The organism is Sapientia aquatica (genome assembly GCF_004358105.1).
Lineage (GTDB): Bacteria > Pseudomonadota > Gammaproteobacteria > Burkholderiales > Burkholderiaceae_D > Solimicrobium > Solimicrobium aquaticum.
The window spans coordinates 82,576-98,280 of the sequence record NZ_SMYL01000007.1; the positions used below are offsets into that span (position 1 = coordinate 82,576).

At 48.0% G+C, this 15,705-nt stretch carries 16 protein-coding genes; 11 read left to right on the forward strand and 5 right to left on the reverse strand.

Features of this window, described 5'->3' with window-relative positions; all coding sequences use genetic code 11:
* Positions 1-55: 55 nt before the first annotated feature.
* Entirely contained in the window at positions 56-829 is a 774-nt protein-coding gene (locus tag E2I14_RS13550) for a sulfite exporter TauE/SafE family protein (RefSeq protein ID WP_133329425.1), read from the reverse strand.
* A gap of 224 nt (positions 830-1,053) precedes the next feature.
* On the opposite strand from E2I14_RS13550, the gene E2I14_RS13555 reads away from it, so the two are divergent.
* The 4 genes from E2I14_RS13555 to E2I14_RS13570 are packed head-to-tail and all read left to right on the forward strand — an operon-like array spanning position 1,054 to position 4,853.
* Positions 1,054-1,995, forward strand: coding sequence for a CysB family HTH-type transcriptional regulator (locus E2I14_RS13555; RefSeq protein ID WP_133329427.1), 942 nt, complete (start codon positions 1,054-1,056; stop codon positions 1,993-1,995).
* A 12-nt stretch (positions 1,996-2,007) separates the two neighbouring features.
* Positions 2,008-2,655: a class I SAM-dependent methyltransferase gene (locus E2I14_RS13560; RefSeq protein WP_133329429.1), complete on the forward strand. Its 648-nt coding sequence runs from the start codon at positions 2,008-2,010 to the stop codon at positions 2,653-2,655.
* Between the two features lie 41 nt (positions 2,656-2,696).
* Positions 2,697-3,833, forward strand: coding sequence for a hypothetical protein (locus E2I14_RS13565; RefSeq protein ID WP_133329431.1), 1,137 nt, complete (start codon positions 2,697-2,699; stop codon positions 3,831-3,833).
* A gap of 36 nt (positions 3,834-3,869) precedes the next feature.
* Positions 3,870-4,853, forward strand: a complete 984-nt coding sequence (locus E2I14_RS13570; RefSeq protein WP_133329433.1) for a fumarylacetoacetate hydrolase family protein — start codon at positions 3,870-3,872, stop codon at positions 4,851-4,853.
* 70 nt (positions 4,854-4,923) lie between these two features.
* On the opposite strand, the gene E2I14_RS13575 is transcribed toward E2I14_RS13570, so the two are convergent.
* The 3 genes from E2I14_RS13575 to E2I14_RS13585 are packed head-to-tail and all read right to left on the reverse strand — an operon-like array spanning position 4,924 to position 7,609.
* A complete protein-coding gene (locus E2I14_RS13575; RefSeq protein ID WP_133329435.1) occupies positions 4,924-6,345 on the reverse strand; it encodes a hypothetical protein in 1,422 nt (473 codons plus the stop codon).
* 8 nt (positions 6,346-6,353) lie between these two features.
* Positions 6,354-7,211 carry an ABC transporter ATP-binding protein gene (locus E2I14_RS13580; RefSeq protein WP_133329437.1) on the reverse strand — a complete coding sequence of 286 codons (858 nt, stop codon included), beginning with the start codon at positions 7,209-7,211 and terminating at the stop codon, positions 6,354-6,356.
* Positions 7,208-7,609, reverse strand: a complete 402-nt coding sequence (locus tag E2I14_RS13585) for a GntR family transcriptional regulator (RefSeq protein WP_133329439.1) — start codon at positions 7,607-7,609, stop codon at positions 7,208-7,210. Before E2I14_RS13585 ends, E2I14_RS13580 begins: the two co-directional genes overlap by 4 nt.
* A 211-nt stretch (positions 7,610-7,820) precedes the next feature.
* Here E2I14_RS13585 and E2I14_RS13590 point away from each other — a divergent pair, with 211 nt between their 5' ends.
* From E2I14_RS13590 to E2I14_RS13620, 7 genes are all read left to right on the forward strand, one after another.
* Entirely contained in the window at positions 7,821-8,159 is a 339-nt protein-coding gene (locus E2I14_RS13590) for a PilZ domain-containing protein (protein WP_133329441.1), read from the forward strand.
* A gap of 353 nt (positions 8,160-8,512) precedes the next feature.
* Positions 8,513-10,105: an alpha/beta hydrolase gene (locus E2I14_RS13595; protein ID WP_133329443.1), complete on the forward strand. Its 1,593-nt coding sequence runs from the start codon at positions 8,513-8,515 to the stop codon at positions 10,103-10,105.
* 59 nt (positions 10,106-10,164) lie between these two features.
* Positions 10,165-12,327, forward strand: coding sequence for an amidohydrolase family protein (locus E2I14_RS13600; protein ID WP_133329445.1), 2,163 nt, complete (start codon positions 10,165-10,167; stop codon positions 12,325-12,327).
* 106 nt (positions 12,328-12,433) lie between these two features.
* Positions 12,434-12,949 carry a GlcG/HbpS family heme-binding protein gene (locus tag E2I14_RS13605; RefSeq protein ID WP_133329447.1) on the forward strand — a complete coding sequence of 172 codons (516 nt, stop codon included), beginning with the start codon at positions 12,434-12,436 and terminating at the stop codon, positions 12,947-12,949.
* A 233-nt stretch (positions 12,950-13,182) separates the two neighbouring features.
* Complete coding sequence (locus E2I14_RS13610) at positions 13,183-13,911, forward strand: ABC transporter substrate-binding protein (protein ID WP_133329449.1); 729 nt, start codon at positions 13,183-13,185, stop codon at positions 13,909-13,911.
* Positions 13,912-13,941: 30 nt separating this feature from the next.
* Positions 13,942-14,343 carry a hypothetical protein gene (locus E2I14_RS13615; protein ID WP_133329451.1) on the forward strand — a complete coding sequence of 134 codons (402 nt, stop codon included), beginning with the start codon at positions 13,942-13,944 and terminating at the stop codon, positions 14,341-14,343.
* 37 nt (positions 14,344-14,380) lie between these two features.
* Complete coding sequence (locus tag E2I14_RS13620; protein ID WP_133329453.1) at positions 14,381-14,767, forward strand: VOC family protein; 387 nt, start codon at positions 14,381-14,383, stop codon at positions 14,765-14,767.
* A gap of 93 nt (positions 14,768-14,860) precedes the next feature.
* On the opposite strand, the gene panC is transcribed toward E2I14_RS13620, so the two are convergent.
* Entirely contained in the window at positions 14,861-15,700 is an 840-nt protein-coding gene (gene panC, locus E2I14_RS13625) for a pantoate--beta-alanine ligase (RefSeq protein ID WP_133329455.1), read from the reverse strand.
* Between the last annotated feature and the right edge of the window lie 5 nt (positions 15,701-15,705).

The window sequence follows — 15,705 nt, forward strand, 5'->3', positions numbered from 1 at the left end:
CGACTATTTTTAGAAATGGAATTGCGCCGCAGAGCAAGCCACTAGAATGATTGATTTAGAAAATCAGTTTCGCTGCAACTAACGTTAAGGTTGAGGCCAAAATTACCCGCAAAATACGTTCGGGCACAGCACGCGCCGCCATCGATCCCAAGGTGATGCCAGGGATAGAACCAAGTAATAACGTAAATAACAGGACCCAGTCGATTGAGCCTAGCCACCAGTGCCCGAGTGCGGCGATCGCGGTCAAAGGCACGGCATAAGCGATGTCGGTGCCAGCGATTTCTGCGGCACTCAAACGCGGATACAGCATGACCAATAATGTCGCGCCAATGGCACCAGCGCCGATGGATGAAACTGTCACCAACGCTCCTAAAACAGCGCCAGAAATCACCGTGGCGACAGCGAGTTGACGGCCTTGCAATTGTTTCTCGGGATGGCGATTCAACCAGCTTAGCATCCGACTTTTAAATAGCAACGCGATGACCGTCAACAGAACCGAAGCGGCAATGGTATAGCGTATAATCTGGCCTATTTCTTTATCCAGTGCGCCGTAGTGTTTAAGGCCGATGGCGGCGATGATAGCGGCAGGTAATGCGCCCAAACAGAGTAATCGTACGATGGACCAGTTGACTGTTCCGCGTATTTTGTGGGTGAGAGTGCCAGCGGATTTGGTGACGGAGGCAAACGCCAAGTCCGTTCCAACCGCCACCGTTGGGGAAACTCCAAAAAGTAAGGTGAGCAGAGGCGTCATGAGCGAGCCGCCACCTACTCCGGTCAAACCAACCAGAATACCGACAGCGAACCCAGAAATTACATAAGATAAAGTCATAAAGCCTCTCACAAAGAAGCGCAATCGTAATAAACTATCGCGTTATTCCAAACTACAGAGAATTTATATGCTTATATATGAATTTCCCATATATAGGATTTTTTTGAAATTTGGCACGTAAGAATAACAATCCGACATCGAATTAGCTCAATTCCCGTCGAACAGCAGCCCGTTTGCACAGCACTACCAATTATTAATATAGACATACGGTCAACAAGGACAGCATGAACCTACACCAACTGCGTTTTGTGCGCGAAGCTGTGCGACAGAACTTTAACCTGACGGAAGCAGCGAAAGCCTTGTTCACTTCGCAACCGGGCGTCTCGAAAGCCATTATTGAGCTGGAAGAAGAACTCGGCGTTGATATTTTTACACGTCACGGCAAACGGATACGCGGGCTAACTGAGCCGGGCAGGTCAGTGCTCAAGTCAGTTGAGTTGATCATGCAAGAGATCGAAGGCTTAAAACAATTAGGCCGCGAATTTGCCGCGCAAGACAGCGGCAGCTTAACCATTGCAACGACGCACACCCAGGCGCGTTATTCGCTGCCGCCAGTGGTACAAGCATTTATGCAAAAGTATCCCAAAGTGCGCTTATCTTTATTGCAAGGCAATCCCAAGCAGATCGCAGAAATGGTGCAACGTGATCAAGCCGATTTGGCGATTGCGACCGAATCGATTGCCGGCGTGGATGGCTTAATTACCATGCCGTGCTATCAGTGGGAGCACGTAGTTGTGGTGCCGGCGGAGCACCCATTACTTAAATCGAAAACAGTCAGCTTAGAAGAAATTGCGCAATATTCCTTGATTACCTACGACAGTGCCTTTGCCGGACGGAATAAGATCGATCATGCGTTCAACTTGCGCCAAATTAAGCCCGATATTATTTTGGAAGCCATCGACGCCGATGTAATCAAGACGTATGTAGAACTCGGAATGGGCGTGGGAATTATTGCCGGAATGGCATTTGACGCTGAGCGCGACAAGAATTTGCGCGCTATCCCGGTCGGTCATTTATTTGGCATGAACATCTCGCGCATCGCCTTAAAACAAGGCGCGTATTTGCGCAGCTATGTGTATACGTTTATCGAATTACTCGCCCCAACATTGAACAAAAAATTGATCGACCAAGTTTTGCAAGGCAGCAAAGACAATTACGAACTTTAAGAAGCGCAGTATATGAACAGCAATTTAACCGACTACTACACCCAACGCGCGCCGCATTACGACGAGATTTACCAACGTCCAGAGCGCTTGGCCGAACTGGATGCAATCACTGACCAAGTGCAAGAACTGGTCGATGATAAAAACGTGCTCGAAGTCGCTTGCGGTACGGGTTTCTGGACCGAGCGTTATTTTGAATACGCCGCTTACGTCACGGCCACTGACAATAATCCAGCCATGTTGGCCATCGCCAAGGCGCGCCCGTGTTTCAAAGACCCCGATAATGTCGAATTTCAAGTCGCGGATGCCCACGATTTGCCAAGCGGTGATTTTAATGCCTGTGTCGCCGGATTTTGGTGGTCGCACGTTAAGCGTTCTGAGCAAAGTGCTTTTCTGAGCGGATTACAAAAGAAATGCGGCAGCGGGGCTACTTTTGTGATGTTTGATAACTGCTATGTCGAAGGCAGCAGCACGCCAATTGCACGCACCGATTCCGAAGGCAATACCTACCAAATTCGCCGTTTGCCCGATGGCAGTCGGCATGAAGTGATTAAAAATTTCCCGACCGATAGCACTATGCGTAAGAAATTAGCCCAACATGCCAGAGATATTCGTATCGTACGTGGGCAGTATTTTTGGATATTGACTTGCGTGTTGCGCTAGTTGGAACTGGATAGAACTGAATTAAATTGCCGGGATTTGTTTTGAACAAGCGAATAGTTTTTTCTCTCTCGTTGATAGTGTTGATTACTTCCACCGATTGGACGTGGGCGGATCAACTCGATCTCGATTTTATTCGCCAATCCGCGGTGGATAGTGTGATGTTCCAAACTCGCACTCCATTGGTATTGATTAATAATCCCGACGTGGAACTGACTTTCCCGTTTCAGTTACCCAATCTGCCCGAACCTGCGCCCATCAATACTAGTTTGGTGCCGGTCAATAACAACAGCGTGCAATTCAAGAGCGCTTTTGACGGAACGTATTTTTCGGTATTACAGAATTTCTCGTCCGACAAAGGCTCGCCCGTTAAGCTCAATTTCGCCACCAAACCAATCGCAGAAACGACCGTGGCGTGGCTGGTGTCGAGCAATTCACAACAAACCGAATCGGTCATGAACATGGGCTGGCGCTTTGGTGCGAATCAGCAGTTGTTATTGAGCATGCAGCAAATGCGCGGCGCAATTGAAGTCGATAGCCGAACCAACGTCAATGTGAATCAATTCGCCAGTGGCATTAATTATCGTTATTTCCTCGATAAAAAATGGATTTCAGGCATTGAATTAAGTACCTACGCCAGCACCGCGCCGAGTCAAATCACGCCCACCATGGTTGGCAATGAAGAGGCCTTTCAGCGCGTGGCTGGGAGTAATTTGTTTGGGATGAAGTTAGGCGTAGAAACCACGCCGTTTGCGGACACAAAATTAAAAGTTGGTGTTGGTAGCGAACGTTTATCCTACGATTTATTCGGTGGACCGGAAGCCAGTCAAACCTTAAATACCAGCATTAAGTGGAGCCAAGTTTTAATGCCGACCTTGAAGTACAGCGCCACCATGGAAGAAAACGCTAATGAACGTAAGCTCAGCACTGGCGTCGATTTTAATCTGCGCGACGGCCAGCAACTTGGTCTCAAATTTGCGCGTAAGTTGAGCAACGACGGTCTCAGTTCAGATAATGCGGTGAACTTTGCTTATACCTACCAGTTCGGCAAAAAATTCACGCCCTATCAATCGCAAGCCGGCAAAGCGCCGTGGAATTCGAGCCTAATTCCCGAAGTCGTTGATCGCCCTAGTTATTTGCCTAGTTCGGTATTAGCCAAGCCCGACAGCAGCTTTTATTGATTTCCCTATAAATACTCATTTTTAACCATTTAAGACATGAAATTAGCCACCCTAAAAGATGGAAGCCGCGATGGACAATTGCTGATCGTCTCGCGTGATTTAAAAACCGCTGTGATCGCCACCAATATTGCGCCTACGCTGCAAGATGTATTAGATAGTTGGGATTTTATGGCGCCGCAGTGCGAAGATTTATACGTGCAGCTTAACCAAGGCCGCGCACCGAATAGTTTTGATTTCGATCCGACCCAATGCATGTCGCCATTGCCACGTGCTTATCAGTTCGCCGATGCGTCCGCTTATGTGGATTTTGTCGATTTAATTGCGCGTTCGCGCAAGGACGAAATTCCTGATTTTTTTTGGTCCGAGCCATTAATTCATCAAGCGGCATCCGACGATTTTCTGGGGCCTTGCGACGATATTTTGGTTGCGAGCGAAGCGTTTGGTATTGATGTCGAAAGCGAAATCGCGGTCATTATTGACGACGTAAAAATGGGCGCAACCCCACAGCAAGCCGCGGAATCGATACGCTTGGTCATGTTGGCTAACGATGTGTCGTTGCGTGAGTTGATGCAGACTGAAATGATTAAAAAATTTGGTTTCCTCAATTCCAAACCAAGCACCAGTTTTTCACCCGTCGCCGTCACACCAGACGAATTGGCCGACGCGTGGGAAAAAGGCAAGCTGCATTTACCTCTGCGTACCAGCATCAAAGGCAAATTGGTTGGAGCGCCTAACGCGGGCGTTGACATGACTTTTAGCTTCCCACAATTAATCGCGCACTTGGTCAAAACCCGCAACGCCAAAGCAGGCACGATAATTGGTTCCGGTACGGTATTTAACAAAGAAGGCAGCAAAGGCAACAGCAGTATTTTTGCAACACGCGCTGCAGAAATTATTGCGCACGGTGATGCGACGACGCCTTATTTACAATTTGGTGATGTGGTGAAGATTGAGATGCTGGATAAAAACGGCAAATCGATTTTTGGCGCGATTGAACAGAAGATTGAGCAGGCTGAATAAGCGGTACAAGTCGCTAAATAAAAACGGATTGATGTGTATATCAATCCGTTTTTTTATGGGCGCTTCTAAATTAGGGGCAATCGGCAGGAAGCACAGGTGGGGCGTCCATGATTGAATTCCAGCGATTGAAAAATAAGATTAGGCTAACTAATACCAGTCCGAAATTCCAACCCCACACGGACAGGTTCCAATACATGATTGCTGCAAGGCTGATGATCATAATTAGGATATAGAGAACGATTGGGATAAGTAATTTGGAATTGTTAAATGCATTGTGACGGTAGTCCCGAAAAACTAAGGGGTACAGCGGCATGCCACAGCAGATAATAAAAATAATCCACCTTTCAGAGCTCAAATATAAAAAAAACTTTCCAACGATAAGCAAGCTTAAAAATATCAAAAAAGTGATCGCGTTATTTTTTGCGATGTAATTGAGTAGAGGTCGATTCGACCCACGGACTTCATCTTGTTTAGGCAGTAAATACATTAAGCGTTGTTCTTTTTTGCTTCGTTCAATCGCGGTCAACGTATTAATTGCGATTGAAAACGGTACGCCCCAAGCAACAGTGAGGAACATGGCGTCGAGTTGTATGCCGATTGACTGGCTTGAAATAACACCGACAACTTCAAAGACTTTTAATCCACTCATATAAATCAATACGATGAGCACGACGGGAGTGCAATACGACCAGTGTACCGATGAACCCAAGCCAAAATATAGAATGGGCTTATTGGCTTTGATTCGATGTCGCAGAATGAATAGGTAGATGTATCGGTTTAATTTCTCAACGGCGAGCAATAGTGTCGATTTATATAAAGCTGGCTGTCCTCGACTCCACTGAGTCAGATTGATGAAGCGCTTTTGAAGTGCTAATGCTTGCTCAACATTAGGATGCGTGACACGAAAGAAATATGTCCCGCCGATAAATACAACTGCAATAAAAAATAGAGCCAAGTGTTCGCTGATGATGGTTGGCAAAATTAAACAAATTTTCTGCAAATTGAAGCAGGCAGAAATCCAAATAATTAATGCAATGAATTGTGCCCTGAGGAAAAACACGAAAAAAATCATCGCGCCGCTGGCAATAATCCAAAATACCCAAATATCGCTCGGACTGATTTTTATTTCATCGATTTGAAGTCCCGCCAACCAGTAGCTGGATGTATAGAGCGCCGTGCCAATAAGTGAAACCAACAGCCATCCGAAGATGAGACCAGTGAACAGCCGTCGTTTGATCCCGGGCAGCAAATGACTATTAGTTGCCGGCAGTTGCAAATGGGTATAGTTAATCAAGGTTGCCCAATACACGATCAACAGCGGAATCAGCGGCATAAGTAGGCCAATCAATGTAATGATTGTTTTGTGTGAAACAAACCATAAAAACGGCATCAATATAATGGGACTTAGCAACATCCCTTTGAGCAAAATCGGAGATCCCATATTTCCCCGAGCTTGCAATGGCACCACCAAAGGCTGAAAAAATGTATGCATGATCTACCTCAAGCCGTTAATTCAATAAACAAATCTTCCAACCCAATCGCATCGATATTGAGTGCGTTGTGCTGAGCCTGAGCTAGTTCACTAGTTGTGAGCTGAACTAGCAAGCTGCTTTGCTGAGCGCTGATTTGTTTGCGGCTGAGTTCCTTAGCAAACGTCGGCAAGCTCGCGGTGTCGCCGATAATGCGCACGGTATTTTCTAGTAAATTATCGAGCGGTTCTTGCAGCTTGATTCGGCCATCATTGAGGAAGGCGACTTCCATTGCAATCCGTTCCAAGTCCGACAAAATGTGGGTCGAGAAAATCACCGTGGTTTCGCGCTCGATTACGTCGGTAATTAATTCGCGCAAAAAGTCGCGCCGACCCGAAGGATCAAGGCTGGCGACTGGTTCATCTAACACCAGCAGGGCGGGTTGGTGCGCCAATGCGCGGATAATTGAAAGACGTTGCTTTTGACCGACCGATAATTTGCTGATTAATCGGTTGGTGGGAATGTCCCAGCGGCTGATTAATTGCTCGACCTTGGCTTGGTTCCAGCGCGGATAAAACGATTGAAAATAGCTCAACATTTGTTGTGCTGTGAACCACTCAAACAAATCCGATTGCTGCGGAACGTAGCCGATATTTTCTTGAGTGGCGCTACTTAAATGCTGGGCCGATTCGCCAAACAGCAAATTGCTGCCGCGATCAATCTCACGCAAACCTAGCAAACATTCCAATAGCGTTGATTTACCTGCGCCGTTGCGACCCAATAAGCCGATCACTGAACCGGGTTCAATGCGCCAATTCAAATCGCGCAATACGCTGTGCTGGTCGAATGATTTGAATACGGAGGTAAGTTCGCCAATAGGCGGTTTCATTGTGCAGGTCCTTTCAACATGGAGGTGAGTTGGGCGATGACGGTGTCAGCGTCCAGCTCTAATTGGTTGGCTTCAAAAATTAGTTTATTGAGTGTGGGTGTGAGCAGTTCAATGCGGCGATCGATTTTTCGGGTGTTATTGCTGTGCTGGGCGATCAGCATGCCGATGCCGCGTTGGCGTTCTAATACACCGCTCGTTTCTAACAGGCTGTAGGCTTTGGAAATCGTCATCGGATTGACCGCTAGCGCGCCGGCCAACTCGCGCACCGATGGCATCGATTGGCCGGGTTGCAAGGTGCCACTGGCGACCAAGCGCGTGACTTGCTCAACCAATTGGCGGTAGATCGGCTCGGTCGAGCCGGCGGTGACGGAAAATAATTGAATGGCGGGATCGGGCATTGCGCTCTCCGGTTACTGTATTAATATACTAATACAGTAAATTGCGTGATGCAAGCCTTTTTTGGGGATTTAAAAATAGTTATTTAAAGCAAGTTTTTTGCTTGAGAAACTGTAAAAATCGTCTAAATTGTCTAGCGAAATTTGTTCGGCGAGCGTGTACAATAAGCGCAATTTGTCAATTTAAAGCAGCACTCAATGCAAAATAATTATTATGGTTGAAAACCGTTCTGTCCCGCGATTAATGGTGGCATGGCATGCTGCATTGCGACTTCCTTCCAAGCAAATCGTACGCGCAAAAGTGGTCAATATTAGTAGCTCGGGTATGCAATTCACAACGGCTGAACATCTGATTGCGAATCAAAAATACGAGATGCAAATCACCGTGCCGGATTTGAACGGCTCCACCTCGACGACCTTGGTTCCGTGTTTTATTGAATGTCTGTACACCATTTTGTCGGGCGGCGATTATCGCGTCGGCGCTAAATTTAGCGGCATGGCACCTGAGCATAAGACCTTGATTGCGCGCTGGAGTGAAAAGGCAATGCGTTGAGTTAATTCCTTGTAAATCTAGTCCAACATTCCAAAGAACCTGCCCGCTAATTGATAGCGGGTATTTTTTTACTTGATTGGTAAGCTTAGTTTTCTCTCATTATTCGGTATCGGCATGCTTGGGCGAAGTGTTGCTGCAAGCTAACTAAGGTCGAAAAATGCCAAATTTAATTTGGTTAATTTGTCTGGTTGCACATTGTGTGCAATCGTCAAATTGTCTAGCAATAAGATGTTGCAGTATGGATATTTCCGTGGCACGATTCAGCATTCGGTTTTCAGTCATCTTCTCTTAGCATGATGTCGATTTACCTTGAGAACGTGACACCTTTTCACCTCTCACCAACAAGGATAATCATGCGAACACAGCGCGCCTGTTCATGGCTATTAGCCGTCATATTTTCTTCCTCAGTTTTCGTTTCCTTAGATAGTTGGGCCGATGCTACCGCTGTTACTACGCCGCTCAGCCATGTGCAAGTTCCTGTTCAGTTAGATGCCAAGATTGAACACGATGCCTCGGGGCGCTTGCTGTTTTTTGTTAAGGCGGCTTCGGGCGCGAAAGAAGTGGATGCCAATCCGTTTGCGATTTCTGAAACCTGGCTAGCCGCCAAAGACGTTTATCGGATTGCGCCCGGCGCGACGGTTTTATTGGACGCGGACGACATCGCTTTCCCCAAAGGTTTGTCGCAACTGCCCGCGGGCAAATACGAAGCGCAAGCGGTGTTGGACGTGGACCGCAGTTATAACTACGGCGGTCGTAATGCCCATGCGTGGATTAGCGATGTGGTCAGTTTTGATTGGGTTCCCGGTGGCGTTATGCCATCGTTTAATCTGTCGCATCACCCCGAAGAAAATCCCGATTGGTTAGCGCGCAAACAAAAAGATATAGAGCAAGCTAAACCCGACGTGGCGCGGCAAGAGAAATTTGTCAGCTCGCAATTAAGCCAATTCTGGGGCAAGCCAACGGAAGTCAAAGCGTGGGTTATTTTGCCGCCTAACTATTCGGATAAATCGATCAAATCGTTTCCAACTGTGTATTGGACGCATGGCTTTGGTGGAAACTTGGAATATTCCTTAGATACCGGTTTGAAGATTCGTGAGCGCATGGAAAAAGGCGAGTTACCTGCCATGATTTGGGTGATGTTGGATGAATCGCTCGCGCAAGGAACACACGAGTTTGCCGATTCGGTCAATAACGGCCCGTGGGGCGCAGCGCTGACCAAAGAATTTATTCCCTATTTAGAACAGCATTACCGCATGGATGGCAAAGTGACTGGCCGCTTTTTAAACGGCCATTCCAGCGGTGGTTGGGCTACCTTGCAGTTGCAAATCAATTACCCCAAAGTGTTTGGCGGCACTTGGTCAACCTCACCAGATTCGAGTGATTTTCATGATTTCACCGGTCCCGATATTTATGCTGCCAATGCCAATGCCTACTATCGACCAGATGGCAGCGAATATCCGCTAGTGCGCGATGGCGATAAAGTCATTGCATCGCTACGCCAATTCGCCCAGATGGAATATGTGCTCGGACCGTATGGCGGACAGATGACGTCGTTTGATTGGGTCTTTTCGCCCAAGGGCGATAGCGGCGCGCCGATGTCCTTATTCAATCGCGAGACCGGTGTAATTGATCCGAAAGTTGTGGACTATTGGCGCGATCATTATGACTTGGCGCATATCGTTAAAACCAATTGGGCAACGCGCGGCGCGGATTTAAAAGGGCGGATTCATTTAATTGTCGGCACCAAAGATACCTTCTATTTGGATGGCGCGGCACATCGGCTGCAAGCGGTATTGGATGGTTTAAAGGCCGACGCTCACTTTACCTTCGTACCAGAGCGCAGCCACTTTAATGTGTATGAATTGAACGGCGACAAAAATGGTTTGATGGTTCAAATTGCGAAAGAAATGGTTGCCATCGCCAGACCGTCAGCGAAGGTCAAGTAACTCCAACCTGAAATGAAATTAGTCAGCACAAATCCCCCGAAATAGCAAAAAGGAAAATCATGAGATTAGTTAGCTCAATCAAACAAAAGGGCGTCAACAGCGCCCTCAAACTGACCGCTTGCGCGCTGGCCGTATTAAGTATGGCAGCCACGCACGCGGCTGAGACGACCCGTTACACCATTATTCTGGACAACGGCACAGTGGCTGGAAAACAAATTGTGGAGCGCAGCGATTCAGGTCAAATTAAAGTGCATTACACCTTCAAAGACAATGGTCGCGGCCCCGATTTGGACGAGGTAATTCAACTCGCCAAAGATGGCAGCATGAGCTCGTACAGCTCGGTCGGCGCTTCAACCTTTGGCGCAAAAGTCGATGAACATTTTAGCCAAGTAGGGCAACAAGCCGAGTGGCATTCGACCTCGGAGAAGGGTAGTAAAAAAGTAGAAGGCACGGCCATGTATTTGCCGATGAATTCGACCTTTGAGCCAGCGTCGCTTGCGATCACCGCCTTGGCTGCTCGTAAAGATAATTCTTTGCCCTTGCTGCCATCGGGTAGCCTAAGCCAGAAAAAGGTCGATGAAGTCGTTGTTAAGCGCAATGGTCAAAGTCAAAAAATCCAATTGTTAGCGCAAACCGGTATCGGCTTTAATCCGCAGTTTGTATGGGCTACTACGGGCAAAGCACCGCGCTTATTTGCCATTGTCGCCCCAGGTTATCTCACGATGATCGAAGACGGTTGGCAAGCTAATTCGGCTGAATTAGCCAAGCATCAAACTGCCGCGTCCGATAAATTATTAAAAGACTTAGCAGCACGCCTTCAACATCCGATGGCGGGTTTGACCGTGATTAAAAATGCGCGGGTGTTTGATAGCGAAACGGCGCAACTCGGTGGTTTGTCGGATGTGTATGTTTTGCGCGGCAAGATCACTCAAGTCTTACCCGCTGGCTCTCCGGTAGCTGGTGCTGAAAACGAAATCGACGCAGCCGGTCGCGTGATGTTGCCGGGCTTATTTGATATGCACGGTCACGTGGATCGTTGGTCAGGTGGATTGAACTTAGCCGCTGGTGTGACGAGCGTGCGAGATATGGGTAACTCCAACTCAGAAATGCAAAAAATGATCGACGAAATCGCCGCCGATCAATTGCTCTCGCCGCAATTAGTTCCGTGCGGATTTTTGGAAGGTAAGAGTCCGTATTCTGCCAACAATGGTTTTGTGATTAAGGATTTGGCCGAAGCAAGACATGCGGTAGATTGGTACGCCGAACACGGTTATCCGCAGCTCAAAATTTATAACTCCTTCCCGAAAGATATTTTGAAGGAAGTCGTCGCCTACGCGCACAGCAAAGGCATGCGGGTTAGCGGACATATTCCCGTTTTCATGCGCGCTCAAGAAGCAGTCGAGCAGGGCTACGATGAGATTCAACACATCAACCAAGTGATGCTTAATTTTTTGGTGACGCCAACGACCGATACCCGCACCTTGGATCGCTTCCAATTACCGGCAGACAAAGTCGCTGGATTGGATTTTGAATCGAAAGAAGTGCAAGACTTTATCAAACTGCTGCAAGATCATCACACCTCCATCGACGCCACCTTGGCGACTTTTGATTTCTTAAAGCAGCGTGACGGCGACATGGCAGCTCCGTATGCGCCGATTGCCGACCACATGCCGCCCGATGTAAAACGCGGCTTTAGCGTTGGGCAAATGGATATCCCCGACGATGCGACCGCCAAAGTACATCTGGAGTCGTACAACAAGATGGTTGATTTCGTTGGGCGCATGTACCGCGCGGGAATTCCTTTGGTAGCCGGCACGGATGCGTTATCGGGCTTTACCTTGCAAGCGGAGTTGGAACTGTACGTCAAGGCAGGCTTAACTCCAGCGCAGGCGATCCAAGTGGCGACCTTGAACGGTGCCAAGTATTCCCATGCCCTGGAAGATCGCGGTTCTATCGTGCCGGGTAAATTGGCCGACTTAGTGTTAGTCGATGGTGAACCAACGGTAAATCTAGGCGATATTCGCAAAGTCGCTCTGGTCATCACACGCGGTAAATTAATTTACCCAACTGAGATTGATAAAGAACTCGGTATCCAACCTTTTGTGCAAAATCCACCAGTAATGAAAACATCGGTATTGCCTGCGAGCGCATCAGGCGGCGCGGGAGCAAAACAAGCTGGTCGATTTGGTATGGAAAATAAGGACTATGCTTCAGTCATGTAACGTTTTGGCGCTGGCGACTTCGGTGGTCAGCGCCTTTAGTTTGTTAGTTGTAAGAGTCAGCTGCAAAAATTAAGTAGCGTCAAAAAATAGCCCAAGGAGAATTGCCATGTCAGCCAAATCATTTCTGGTCGCCTTATCCTTATTTGCAGTAAGCGCGGTCGGTCACGCGCAACAACCTAATCCGTTAGATGCAGTGCCTGAAAAAATGCCGTTTGACCTTCCCTACGGCGAACCGATCAAACTAGACCGCGCACAAACTCTGATTCAAGCGGCCGTGGCAGAGGCGAAAAAACATAATTGGAAACTCAATATCGCAGTAGCCGATTCAGGCGGTAACTTAGTCGCGTTCCAACGCATGGATGGCGCGCAATTAGCGTCAATCGAAATCTCGCAGCACAAAGCCCGTGCCGCGGTGACCTTCCGCCGTGAAACCAAAGCCTATGAAAACGCAATCCAAGTCAGCAACTATAACTATGTCACCACGCTAGACGGTGTGATTGCGTCACGCGGCGGAATTCCCTTAATCGTCGATGGCAAAATCATCGGTGCCATTGGCTGTTCTGGCGGGACAGGTTCGCAAGATGAAGTTGTTTGTAAGGTGGGTGCGGATAGTTTGAAATAATCGTAGCCTTCGCGCCATCAGCAATCGACGCTGCCACCGCCCCATCCTCGGCAGTTGGCAGCGTTTTTATTTGGCTTGGTCGTTGTTGAGATCCAAAACATAGTGCTCTTTAGCGTCGAAAAAAATTACAATGAGTGTTGCAAAAATCTGCCGCGCTGCTGATAACCCAAGCAACTATTTTGGGCTGGCATGCAGAAAAAATTGATCACGATTGGATATTAAGGAAAACATAAATGACCGACTCAACGCTACTCAACGCATTCTGTCCCACCGGCAAACTGCGCGCTTCGATTAATTTGGGTAATCCTGTTTTAGCTAATCTTGATGCATCCGGTCAAGCGGTTGGTGTGTCGGTTGATCTGTCGAATGAGTTGGCGGCTCGATTAGGTGTTGCGCTGGAGTTAGTGGTGTTTAACAAAGCGGCCCAGTCCGTGCAGGCTGTGTCTGATGGGCAAGCTGACATTGGTTTTTTTGCCATCGATCCTGTGCGTGGCGCGGAGATCGCTTTTACCCATCCTTATGTGTTGATCGAGGGTTTTTATTTGGTGCCGAATGGGTCTTCTATCATGAATAACGCTGATGTGGATCGCTCAGAGCATCGCGTTGTAGTTGGTAGCGGCAGCGCCTACGACTTATTTTTATCGCGCGAGTTGAAATTAGCCAACATCGTGCGCGCTTCGTCCTCCCAAACCGTCGTGAGTACTTTTATCGAATCGAACGCCGAAGTCGCCGCTGGCGTGAGGCAGCAGTTAGAAGCCGACATCAGCAATATCGATGGATTTCGCTTACTTGGTGAGCGTTTTATGACGATACAACAAGCGATGGGATTGCCGAAAACTCGGGGCGCAGCGGCGGCACAATATTTACAGCAATTTGTGGAGCAGATGAAGGCATCTGGATTTGTGGCGAACGCTTTACAGCGGCATGGAATTGATGGCGCGTCGGTTGCGCCGCTGGCTTAGTTGCTTAAATTAGTCTGCTAGAAGATAAAAATGTCGCCACTATTCTCGAAGCTAAATTTAACTAAGCAGCAGCGCATCGTGGTGCTCAATGCGCCGCCATCGTTTCAATCCGAATTAGCAAACCTAGCTGGCATTGAAATCCTGACGCAGCGATCAGCCCTGAAAAGCATCGACTTTGCGCTGATATTTGTAACGCAACAAAGCCAAGTCGAACAAACGTCAGCGACATTAGGCGCGAACGACTTGGGGGACGTAATCGTTTGGTTCGCCTACCCAAAAGGCACGTCTAAAAACTTTAAATCCGACCTTAGCCGCGATCAAGGTTGGGAAGCTCTTAAGGCATTAGGTTTCGACACCGTCAGGCAGGTTGCGATTGACGAAGATTGGCCGGCGCTCAGATTTCGTCGTATCGAATTTATTGGAAAGCGTTAAATTCCAAATGACCAGCATCTAACGTAAGGAATAGCGAATGACCGTCCTCGGACTAAGCCATATCAACCTGCGCGGCAACCGCGCTACGCTAGAAATTTTAAAAAACTTTTACATCGACGTTGTTGGTCTAACTCTGGGCAATCGGCCACCGTTCGCTAGTTTCGGTTATTGGTTGTGCGCCAATGGCATCGATGTTGTGCATTTAAGTGTGTCCGATCAGGTGGAAGAACGGATCGCAGGTAAGAGCTACACGGTCGATCATTTTGCCTTGAATTGCGCTGATGTAAATTTGGTTATTGCGAATTTAGAGCGCCACGGAATTGCCTTTAGAAGAGCTAAGGTTCCGTTGACTGGGCAGACACAGTTGTTTTTTAATGATCCCGTGGGGAACGGAGTTGAGTTGAATTTCGCTGGTGACGAATGATGCTAGGTTCGGTATAAAACTGTTTATACGGTGTAGATAAAAAAAGCCTGACGAGTCAGGCTTTTCTCAATGTGGTGGCGAACGTTAATTCGCTCAAATCTCCAAATTATCAATCAATCGGGTCGTTCCCAACTTAGCCGCAGCTACCACCACCAACGGTTCATTTTTTGCCAAATCACCTGCCGACGGCGGTTGCAAATCGACCCGCTTGCGAATCGAGATGTAATCCGGTTTCCAATTGCGTTGCGCTAATTGCGCCATGGCTTCTTTTTCTAACTGGAACATGTCCAAATGCCCTGCGCGTACTTCGTCGGCCACCTGGTTTAAGGTTTTGTATAGCTCAGGTGCTTCGGCGCGTTCGTCTTGGGATAAATACATATTGCGTGACGAGAGCGCTAATCCGTCTTCTGCGCGGTAAGTTTCGGCGGCGATGATTTCGGTTGGCAGTGCGAATTGTTTGGACATATTGCGCACGATCATGAGCTGCTGGTAATCCTTTTTACCGAAGATCGCCACGCGCGGTTGAACGCAGGAAAACAGCTTTAAGACGATAGTCGATACGCCGACGAAAAAGCCGGGGCGGAATTCGCCTTCCAATATATTGCCCAGTCCCGATGGTGGTTGCACGCGGTATTCTTGTGGCTCTGGGTAGAGATCTTTTTCGGTTGGTGCGAATAAGACGTACACGCCTTCTTTTTCTAACTTCTCAACGTCCGCTTGAAACGTGCGCGGATATTTATCAAAATCTTCGTTTGGGCCGAATTGCAGCCGATTGACAAAAATCGACGCTACGACTGGATCGCCGTGACGACGCGCTAAGCGCATGAGCGATAAATGACCTTCGTGCAGATTGCCCATGGTGGGCACAAATGCGGTGCGAAGCTGGCCGCTGAGCTGGTCGCGCAGCTCTTCAATCGAGGTAACAATTTTCATAAGGG